The organism is Kitasatospora sp. MY 5-36 (genome assembly GCF_001182915.1).
Classification (GTDB): Bacteria; Actinomycetota; Actinomycetes; order Streptomycetales; family Streptomycetaceae; genus Kitasatospora.
Genome location: NZ_LFVW01000427.1, coordinates 1 through 10,160, shown reverse-complemented (window position 1 = coordinate 10,160; position 10,160 = coordinate 1). Strand labels below are relative to the sequence as shown.

Genomic DNA, 10,160 nt, shown 5'->3' with positions numbered 1-10,160 from the left:
CGTTCGCCGCCGAGCGCTGGCTGTTCAGCCACAACGGCGCGGTGGCCGGCTGGCCCGGCAAGCTGGACGCGCTGGCCGCCCTGCTGCCCCCGGCCGAACTGCTGGACCTGGAGGCGCGCACCGACTCGGCGCTGCTGTGGGCGCTCACCCTGCACCGGCTGCGGGACGGCGCCGGGCCGGGCGAGGCCCTGGCGGGCACCGTCGCGGACGTCGCCGCGCACACCACCGGGCGGCTCAACCTGCTGCTCACCGACGGCGCCTCGATCGCCGCGACCACCTGGGGCGACACCCTGTACCACCGCACCCTGCCGGGCCTCGGCACGGTGGTGGCCTCCGAACCATACGACGACGCGCCGGGCTGGACGTCCGTCCCCGACGGTTCGCTGCTGCTGGCGGACTCGCGCGGCGTCACCGTACGCCGCCTCCCCGGCCGCGACTGATCCCCACTCTTCCTTCACCTTCTGAACAGAGGAACCACCCTGTCATGGACACCTTCGAACTCACCCGACTGCTGCCCGCCGACCACTTCAGCACCGCGCTGCGCCACGACGTGCAGCACGGACTGACCGCGCGGCCCAAGTGGCTGCCGCCGAAGTGGTTCTACGACGCGCGGGGCAGCGAGCTGTTCGAGGAGATCACCCGGCTGCCCGAGTACTACCCGACCCGAGCGGAGCGGGCCATCCTGACCGCCCGGGCCGGCGAGATCGCCGCCGCCACCGGGGCCCGCACCCTGGTGGAGCTGGGCTCCGGCTCCTCCGAGAAGACCCGGCTGCTGCTGGACGCCCTGCGCGCGCTCGGCACCCTGGAGACGTACGTCCCGGTGGACGTCAGCGAGAGCGCGCTGACCGCGGCCGGCGCCGCCATCTCCGCCGAGTACCCCGGGCTCGCGGTGCACGGCGTGCTCGCCGACTTCACCGCCGGGCTCGGCCTGCCCCCGGAGGGCGGCCCGCGCCTGGTCGCCTTCCTCGGCGGCACCCTCGGCAACCTGCTGCCCCTGGAGCGCGCGGCCTTCCTGCACGGCCTGCGCGCCGCCCTCGACCCGGGCGACTTCCTGCTGCTCGGCACCGACCTGGTCAAGGACCCGGCGGTGCTGGTCGCCGCCTACGACGACTCCGCCGGGGTGACCGCCGAGTTCAACCGGAACGTGCTCAACGTGCTCAACCGCGAGCTGGGCGCCGACTTCGACCCGGACGCCTTCGAGCACGTCGCGCTCTGGGACGCCGAGCAGGAGTGGATCGAGATGCGGCTGCGCTCGCTGCGCGCGCAGTCCGTGAAGATCCCGGCCCTGGACCTGCCGGTGCACTTCGCCCGGGGCGAGGAGCTGCGCACCGAGGTGTCGGCGAAGTTCCGCCGGGAGCGGGTGGCCGGGGAACTGGCGGCGGCCGGGCTGCGGCTGAGCCACTGGTGGACCGACCCGGAGGGCCGGTTCGGGCTCTCGCTCGCCTCGCCGGCCTGACCGCCACTCCCGGACGGCCCAATTTGCTTGTTCACCTTACGAATTCTCAGAGCGAAACTTGAGGTTCCCGGTGTACAAGACTTAAACGAATAGGGGTTACGATCTCGGCTACCGAGCTCAGCGTTGAGTACCAGGAGTCAGATCGTGAGCGTCACCCAGAAGCCCTCCGGGGCGGTCGAGGCCCCCGCGCCCGGCCGCCTCGGCTTCGTCGTCTTCATCACCGCGGCAGCGGCCCTCGGCGGCTTCCTGTTCGGCTACGACAGCTCCGTGATCAACGGCGCCGTCTCCGGCATCCAGGAGAAGTTCGGCGTCGGCAGCGGCGTGACCGGTCTGATCGTCTCCTCGGCCCTGCTGGGCTCGGCGGTCGGCGCCGCGGTCGCCGGACGGTTCGCCGACCGGTACGGCCGCATCAAGGTCATGAAGGCGGGCGCCCTGCTGTTCGCGATCAGCGCGGTCGGCTCGATGCTGCCGTTCTCCGCCTGGGACCTCGCCCTCTGGCGCGTCCTCGGCGGCGCGGCCATCGGCATCGCCTCGGTGATCGCCCCGACCTACATCGCCGAGGTCGCGCCGACCAAGTACCGGGGCCGGCTGGCCTCCTTCCAGCAGGCCGCGATCGTGCTCGGCATCGCGATATCCCAGCTGGTCAACTGGGTGCTGGCGCAGGCGGCCGGCGGCGACACCCGCGGCCGGCTGCTCGGCCTGGAGGCCTGGCAGTGGATGCTCGGCATCTGCGTCGTCCCGGCCGCGGTCTACTTCGTGCTCGCCTCGGTGATCCCCGAGTCCCCGCGCTACCTGATCCAGGCCGAGCGCCTGGACGACGCCCGCAAGGTGCTCGCCGAGGTCGAGGGCGAGGGCGTGGACACCGACGCCCGGATCGCCGAGGTCCAGGCGCTGATCGCCTCCGACCACCGCCCGCGCTTCCGCGACCTGCTCGGCGGCCGCTTCGGCCTGCTCCCGATCGTCTGGGTCGGCATCGGCCTGTCGGTCTTCCAGCAGCTGGTCGGCATCAACGTGATCTTCTACTACTCGTCGATCCTGTGGCAGTCGGTCGGCATCGACCAGGGCAACTCGCTGCTGATCAGCTTCGTCGGCTCGGTGATCAACATCCTCGGCACCGTGATCGCGATCGTGCTGGTCGACCGGGTCGGCCGCAAGCCGCTCGCCCTGATCGGCTCGGCCGGCATGGCGGTCGCGCTCGGCACCGCCGGCTGGGCCTTCTCCTCGGCCACCGGCAGCGGGGACAACCTCACCCTGCCCGACTTCCAGGGCACCGTCGCGCTGGTCGCCGCCAACGCCTTCGTGCTGTTCTTCGCGATGTCCTGGGGCGTCGTCGTCTGGGTGATGCTCGGCGAGATGTTCCCGAACCGGATCCGCGCCGCCGCGCTCTCCGTCGCCGCCTCCGCGCAGTGGATCGCGAACTGGGTGATCACCGTCTCGTTCCCGTCCATGTCGCGCTGGAACCTGTCGGCGACCTACCTGATCTACGCCGCCTTCGCGGCGCTCTCCATCCTCTTCGTGGCGAAGTTCATGAAGGAGACCAAGGGCGTCCGGCTGGAGGACATGGGCTGACCCGCCCGTCGGCCCGCCGACCTCTCGGCCCCCGTACCCCCGGCGCGATCAGCGCGGGGTGCGGGGGCCGAATCGTTTCCGCTCGACCGGGCCCCTCCAGCCTCGTCTCAGGGCCGCTCGGCGAGCCGGGCGTAGCGCAGGGCGAGCCCGTCGAGCAGCGCCTCCAGCCCGGTCTCGAAGGCGCCCTCGTCCACCGTCCCGCGGTGCCCGGCCAGCCGGTGCGCCTCGCCGAGGTGCGGGTAGTCGGCCGCGTCGTAGACCTCGGCGTCGGCGGGGAAGCCGGCCGCGAAGGAGGCGAGCGCCGAGCCGGTGACGAAGTAGCGCATCAACGCGCCGATCCTGGTCGCCTGGCCGCGCGGCCACCCGGACTCGACCAGGTGGCCGAAGACGGCGTCGGCCAGCCGCAGGGCGTTCGGCCGGCGCCCGGGGCCCTGGGCGAGCACCGGGACGATGTTGGGGTGGGCGGCCAGCGCGGCCCGGTAGGAGCGGGCCCAGTCGCGCAGCGCCTCCGGCCAGGAGCCCCCACCGGCTCCAGCAGCCCCGGTGGTGCCGAACATCGACAGGTCGACCTCGCCGATGACGCTGTCCACCACCGCGTCCAGCAGCTCGTCCTTGGTGGCGAAGTGGTTGTAGAGCGAGGGCCCGCTGACCGACAGCTCGGTGGCGAGCCGGCGGGTGGAGAGGGCGTCCAGCCCCTCGTCGTCGATCAGCCGCAGGGCGGCGGCGACGATGCGCTCGCGGCTGAGCAGCGGGGTGCGTGGACGGGCCATCGCGGCGGGTGCCTCCGGTTCCTCCGGTCGGGTGTGCTGGGGACCGATTCTGGCAGGTGCCCCTTCCCAGCGCGGGCGGGGCGGGGCTACAGTCCCCCCATAAAACTTGCAGCGCTAGTTTAATGGGTCCGGCCCTGGGGTCGGGGCCCTGGACACCGGATTCGGGAGCCGCCGTGAACCTGGAGTTGTCCGAGGAGCAGAGCGCCGTCCGGGACCTCGCCGCCTCCTTCACCGACCGCGAGGTCGTGCCGCACGCCGCCGAGTGGGACCGCGCCGAGTCCGTCGACCGCGCGATCATCGGCAAGCTGGCGAAGGTCGGCTTCCTCGGGCTGACCATCCCGGAGGAGTACGGCGGCAGCGGCGGCGACCACCTGGCGTACTGCCTGGTCCTGGAGGAACTCGGGCGCGGCGACTCGGCCGTGCGCGGGATCGTCTCGGTCTCGCTCGGCCTGGTCGGCAAGTCGGTCAACGCCTTCGGCACCGAGGAGCAGAAGCGGCACTGGCTGCCCCGGCTCACCTCGGGCGAGGCGCTGGCCTGCTTCGCGCTCACCGAGCCGGGCACCGGATCGGACGCCGCCAACCTCACCACCCGCGCCGTCCGGGACGGCGGGGACTGGCTGATCAGCGGCGCCAAGACCTTCATCACCAACGGCACCTGGGCCGACGTCGCCCTGGTCTTCGCCCGCACCGGCGGCGACGCGCCCGAACAGCGGGGCCACCGGGGCATCACCGCCTTCCTGGTCCCCACCGACCTGCCCGGCTTCACCCGCACCGAGATCCACGGCAAGCTCGGCCTGCGCGGCCAGGCCACCGCCGGCCTCTCCTTCGAGGACGTCCGGGTGCCGGACAGCGCCCGGCTCGGCGAGGTCGGCAAGGGGTTCACGGTGGCGATGGCCGCGCTGGCCAAGGGCCGGATGTCGGTGGCGGCCGGCTGCGTCGGCATCGCCCGGGCCTGCCTGGAGACCGCCGTCCGCTACGCGGGCGAGCGCGAACAGTTCGGCAAACCGATCGCCTCGCACCAGCTCGTCCAGGAACTGCTGGCCGGCATCGCCGTCGACGTCGAGGCGGCCCGGCTGCTCACCTGGAAGGTCGCCGACCACATCGACCGCGGCCTGTCGTTCGCCACCGAGTCCTCCGTCGCCAAGCTGTACGCCAGCGAGGCCGCCGTCCGGGCCGCCAACAACGCGCTCCAGGTCTTCGGCGGCTACGGGTTCATCGACGAGTACCCCGTCGGCAAGTACCTGCGCGACGCGCGGGTGATGACGCTCTACGAGGGCACCAGCCAGATCCACCAGCTGCTCATCGGACGCGCCCTCACCGGCGTCAACGCCTTCTGACGCCGGCCCGCCAAGCCGCCCTGCCCCGCCGCCTGCCCCGCCACCCGTTTCCCGACAAGGAGCCCGACGACGTGCGTCCCGTCTACTTCGCCGCCGCCCGCCGCACACCCATCGGCCGACTGCGCGGTGCGCTCGCCACGGTCCGCCCGGACGACCTCTCGGCCACCGTGCTGCGCGCCCTGCTCGCCGACGTCCCCGCACTCGACCCGGCCCGGATCGACGACGTCTACTGGGGCGCCGCCAACCAGGCCGGCGAGGACAACCGCAACGCCGCCCGGATGGCCGTGCTGCTGGCCGGCCTGCCGGAGACCGTCCCCGGAGCCACCGTCAACCGGCTCTGCGCCTCCGGCCTGGAGGCCGTCACCCTCGCCGCCCGGGCCATCGGCTCCGGCGAGGCGGACGTGGTGCTGGCCGGCGGCTGCGAGTCGATGACCCGCGCCCCCTTCGTCCTCCCCCGTCCCGACGAGGCGCTGCCGCACCGGATGGAGACCTTCGACACCCGGCTCGGCTGGCGGCTCACCAACCCGCGGATGGCCGAACTGCACGGCGTGCTCAGCATGGGCGAGACCGCCGAGGAGGTGGCCACCCGGTACGGCATCGGCCGGGAGCGCCAGGACGCCTTCGCGCTGCGCAGCCACCAGCGGGCCGGCGCCGCCCGCGAGGACGGGCACTTCGACGCGGAACTCGTCCCGGTCGAGCGGCCGGACGGCGTGACGGTGGGCCGCGACGAGGGCATCCGCGAGGACACCAGCCTGGCGAAGCTCGCCGGCCTCAAGCCGGTGTTCCGGCCCGGGGGCACGGTCACCGCCGGGAACGCCTCACCGATGAACGACGGCGCGGCCGGGCTGCTCCTGGTCGGCGAGGAGGCGCTGCACGACCTCGGGCTGCGGCCGCTCGGCCGGTACGTGGCCGGCGCCTCGGCCGGGGTGCACCCGGACGTCATGGGCATCGGCCCGGTCCCGGCCACGGCGAAGGTGCTCGCGCGGGCCGGCTGGTCGCTCGCCGACCTGGACACCGCCGAGCTGAACGAGGCCTTCGCGGCCCAGGCGCTCGCCTCCGCCGACGGCATCGGGTTCAGCCCGGAGCGGGCCGAGGAGGTGGTCAACCCCAGCGGCGGCGCGATCGCGCTCGGCCACCCCCTGGGCGGCTCCGGCGCCCGCATCCTCACCACCCTGCTGCACCGGATGCGCCGTACCGGTGCCCGGCGCGGTCTGGCCACCATGTGCGTGGGCGTGGGGCAGGGTACGGCCGTGCTCGTCGAGAACGTCTGACGACCGGCGCTCCCCGTCCGTCGATCCACACCTCTGTCGATCCACAACTCTGTTGGTCCACACCTCTGTTGATCCACACCTCCGTCGGTCCGAGCCTCCAGGGCCCGGACCGACCTTCAAACCTCCAGACTTCCGAGGAGTTCACATGACGCGGTTCGCGGGGAAGGTCGCCGTGGTGACCGGCGCGGCCCAGGGCATCGGGGCGGCCACCGCCCGCCTGCTGGCGGAGGAGGGCGCGGCGGTCGCCGTCGTCGACCTCACCGCCGAGCGGGCGGCCGGGACGGTCGCCGAGATCACCGCCAAGGGCGGCACCGCCCGGGCGTACGGCTGCGACGTGGCCGACTACGACGCCGTGGAGGCGGTGTTCGCGCAGGTCGCGGCGGACCTCGGCGGGGTGCACATCCTGGTCAACAACGCCGGGATCACCCGGGACAACCTGTTCTTCAAGATGCCGAAGGCCGACTGGGACGCGGTGCTGACGGTCAACCTGACCAGCGCGTACAACTGCAGCCACGTCGCGCAGAAGTACATGGTGGCGCAGAAGTACGGGAAGATCGTCTCGCTCAGCTCGCGCTCCGCCCTCGGCAACCGGGGCCAGGCCAACTACGCGGCCGCCAAGGCCGGCATCCAGGGCCTCACCGCGACCCTGGCGATCGAGCTCGGGCCGTTCAACGTCAACGTCAACGCCGTCGCGCCCGGGTACATCGCCACCGCGATGACCGCGGCCACCGCCGAGCGGGTCGGCAGCAGCGCCGAGGAGCACCAGACCGAGGTCGCCGCCCGGACGCCGCTGCGCCGGGTCGGGCAGCCGGAGGAGGTCGCCTCGGTCGTCGCCTTCCTGGCCAGCGAGGAGGCCTCCTACGTCAGCGGGCAGACGCTGTACGTCAACGGCGGAGCACGCTAGCGGTCGTCTGACGTGTCGTCATATCGCCGTCCCGGGTGGGAGGTTACTTTCCCCTGGGACGGCCTTTACCTTTTCGCGTGGCCGAGTATGACCATGCCCTTGATCACATGGCCCCACCAAATGACTATGGCATGATCATGCAGCTCTCGATGGGATGGCCGCACCGACCCGACCGAACCAGGTCGGGCCCTGCGCCCCAAGGAGTCCCATGGGCAGCCCCGCCACCCTCCGCCGCGCCCTGGCCCTGCTCGCCGTGGGGGCCACCGCCCTCACGGCCGGTACCGTCGCCGTACCGGCCGCCGGCACCGCGATCGCCGCCCCCGCGCACGATCTCACGGGCGTCCACGTCCGCCCCGCCTCCTTCGGGCACCACAACGCCCAGGGCCGCCCCGCCCCGCTGAGCACCACCCAGTGCGTCAGCCAGGTCGGTATCCACTGCTACTCGCCGCTGCAGTACCGGACCGCCTACAACCTGGACCCGCTGTACCAGGAGGGCATCACCGGCAAGGGCCGCACCATCGTCATCGTCGACTCCTTCGGCTCGCCGACCATCCAGCACGACCTGGAGGTCTTCGACAAGCAGTGGGGCATCCCGGACACCAACGTCGAGGTGGTCAAGTGGGGCAACGTCCCCACCTGGGACCCGAAGAACCCCGACCACACCGGCTGGGCCGGCGAGACCACCCTGGACGTCGAGTACGCCCACGCGATCGCCCCCGACGCGCACATCATCCTGGTCGAGACCGGCGTCGCCGAGACCGAGGGCACCACCGGCCTGCCCGAGATGATGGACGCCGAGAAGGCCCTCATCAAGGCCGGCCGCGCCGACGTCATCTCGCAGAGCTTCGGCGCCACCGAGAACACCTTCCCGGGGTACGACAAGGGCGACTTCAAGTCGCTCACCGACCTGCGCTACGCCTTCCAGGCCGCGGCCGACCACAACGTGACGGTGCTCGCCGCCTCCGGCGACAACGGCGCCACCGACGCCCAGGAGAACGGCACCGACCTGTACCCGTACAAGGTCAACTCCTGGCCGTCCTCGGACCCGCTGGTCACCTCCATCGGCGGCACCCAGCTCACCCTGGACGACAAGGGCAACCGCACCGCGCCCGACAAGGTGTGGCACGACAAGTCCGGCGCCGGCGGCGGTGGCGTCTCGGGCATCTTCGAGCGTCCGTGGTACCAGGCCGGCGTCGCCAACGTCACCGGCAACCACCGCGGCACCCCGGACATCAGCATGAGCGCGGCCGTGGACGGCGCCGCCTGGACCTACGAGTCCTACGACCCGACCTCGGTCGGCTGGCACCTCACCGGCGGCACCAGCGAGGCCACCCCGCTGTTCTCGGGCGTCGTCGCGCTCGCCGACCAGCTCGCCGGCCACCGCCTCGGCCAGCTCAACTGGCGCCTGTACGGCATGAACCTGCTGCCGAGCAAGTGGAGCGGCATCGTGGACGTGAAGCAGGGCGACAACGGCTGGAACGGCGTCACCGGCTACAACGCGACCGAGGGCTACGACCTCGCCAGCGGCCTGGGCACCATCGACGGCGCGAAGTTCGTGCACGCGGTCGCCGGTCGGTGAACCTGCGGGTCACCGGGTGACGGGTGACAGATAACAGATAACAGACGACAGCGGACAGATTTTGAAATCTGTCCGCTGTTCGCTGTTTTCCGTCTGCTGTTATCCGTCAGCGGTTCTCCGCCGACCGCCGGTTGTCAGCCGGTGGCCGCCAGCTGGGCGAGGTAGCGCTCGGCGGCGCGGAGCTTGCGGCCGTCGGGGCCCGGGAGGTAGGCGCGCAGCTCGATGATCTCCGGAGCGATCCGGATGGCCTCCGCACGGTCGGCGATCGCGCGCCAGCAGGCCTCGGCGTTGGTGGCCGCCCGCTGGGTCTCCACGTGGTCCGGGCCCTGCGAACGGAGCAGGGTCAGCGCCACCTCGCGGTAGATGTCCGCGGCCTCGGCCGACCGGCCCGCGAGCCGGCAGACGTGCGCCCGGACCTGCCGGACCTGCAGCACCGGCTCGGAGACGGCACCGTGCTCGGCGATCGCCTCCAGTTCGAGGGCGAAGGCCAGGTCGGTGGCGGCGGCGTGGTCCCCGGCCTCGGCGCTACGGACGATCCGTCCGATGACCTCGCGGTAGTCCGCACGGGGCGTAGCGGCCGCAGCGGCCGCAGCGGCTTCGTCGGCCGGTGCGTCGACAGGGACGTCACTCGGGGCGGGCGGCGCGTCGGCGGGAGCGTCCTCGGTCGGCGCTTCGTCCTGCGGCACGGCGTCGGCCGGCACCTCGTCAGAAGGTGTCCCGTCCACCGGAACGACGTCGGCGGGAGCCTGCTCGGCGGACTCCTGCTCGGCGGGCGCCTCGTCCGTCGGCACGGACTCCACCGGGACGGCGTCCCTGGGCTCCTCCGCGGCCTCGGGTGCCTCCTCGACGACCTCGCCGGCAGCGCCCTCGGCTGCCTCCTCGCTCGTCTCCTCCGCTGCCTCCTCGGCCACCGGCTCGGCCACGGTCCCGACCGCCTCCGCCGCGGCTTCGGCGGCCACCGCGGCTTCCTCCTGCGGGAGTTCGGGCTCGGCGACGGCACCGTCCACCGGCTCCGGCCGGGACTTCAGGAGCGTGACGCCCGCCGGGGACGCGCTGTCCTCGGGCACGGTGTCGGCCGGGGCGGGCTTGCGCAGGGTCACACCCGGTGCCTCGACGCCCCCGCCCGCCTTCTGCAGGCTGACCGGGCGGGCCGGCCGCGGCGGGGTGGGCGGTACGCCCGGCTTGACCAGGCTGACCGGACCGCCCGCGGCCACCGGAGACCCGGCGAACGCAGCAGACCCGACCGCCCCCGCCGACCCCACCGACGACGCGGG

At 72.8% G+C, this 10,160-nt stretch carries 7 protein-coding genes and 2 pseudogenes; 7 read left to right on the top strand and 2 right to left on the bottom strand.

Annotated features, from left to right (window positions below):
* The 3 genes and pseudogenes from AE652_RS25515 to AE652_RS25505 all read left to right on the top strand — a co-directional run.
* Positions 1-440: pseudogene (locus AE652_RS25515) on the top strand (class II glutamine amidotransferase); the annotation flags it as partial.
* A 44-nt stretch (positions 441-484) separates the two neighbouring features.
* On the top strand, positions 485-1,456 hold the full coding sequence (egtD, locus tag AE652_RS25510; protein ID WP_049655530.1) for an L-histidine N(alpha)-methyltransferase: 972 nt from the start codon (positions 485-487) through the stop codon (positions 1,454-1,456).
* 141 nt (positions 1,457-1,597) lie between these two features.
* Positions 1,598-3,025, top strand: a complete 1,428-nt coding sequence (locus AE652_RS25505; protein ID WP_049655533.1) for a sugar porter family MFS transporter — start codon at positions 1,598-1,600, stop codon at positions 3,023-3,025.
* A 107-nt stretch (positions 3,026-3,132) separates the two neighbouring features.
* Here AE652_RS25505 and AE652_RS25500 read toward each other — a convergent pair whose 3' ends face one another.
* Entirely contained in the window at positions 3,133-3,795 is a 663-nt protein-coding gene (locus AE652_RS25500) for a TetR/AcrR family transcriptional regulator (RefSeq protein WP_049655529.1), read from the bottom strand.
* Positions 3,796-3,968: 173 nt separating this feature from the next.
* On the opposite strand from AE652_RS25500, the gene AE652_RS25495 reads away from it, so the two are divergent.
* The 4 genes from AE652_RS25495 to AE652_RS25480 all read left to right on the top strand — a co-directional run bounded on the left by AE652_RS25495 (position 3,969) and on the right by AE652_RS25480 (position 8,886).
* Positions 3,969-5,132: an acyl-CoA dehydrogenase family protein gene (locus AE652_RS25495; RefSeq protein ID WP_049655527.1), complete on the top strand. Its 1,164-nt coding sequence runs from the start codon at positions 3,969-3,971 to the stop codon at positions 5,130-5,132.
* Between the two features lie 71 nt (positions 5,133-5,203).
* Entirely contained in the window at positions 5,204-6,403 is a 1,200-nt protein-coding gene (locus AE652_RS25490; protein WP_049655525.1) for an acetyl-CoA C-acyltransferase, read from the top strand.
* Between the two features lie 145 nt (positions 6,404-6,548).
* Positions 6,549-7,307, top strand: coding sequence for a 3-oxoacyl-ACP reductase FabG (gene fabG / locus AE652_RS25485; protein WP_049655523.1), 759 nt, complete (start codon positions 6,549-6,551; stop codon positions 7,305-7,307).
* Between the two features lie 208 nt (positions 7,308-7,515).
* Positions 7,516-8,886, top strand: a complete 1,371-nt coding sequence (locus tag AE652_RS25480; protein WP_049655521.1) for a S8 family serine peptidase — start codon at positions 7,516-7,518, stop codon at positions 8,884-8,886.
* Positions 8,887-9,020: 134 nt separating this feature from the next.
* Here the strand turns inward: AE652_RS25480 and AE652_RS25475 are convergent.
* A pseudogene (locus AE652_RS25475) lies at positions 9,021-10,160 on the bottom strand (hypothetical protein); the annotation flags it as partial.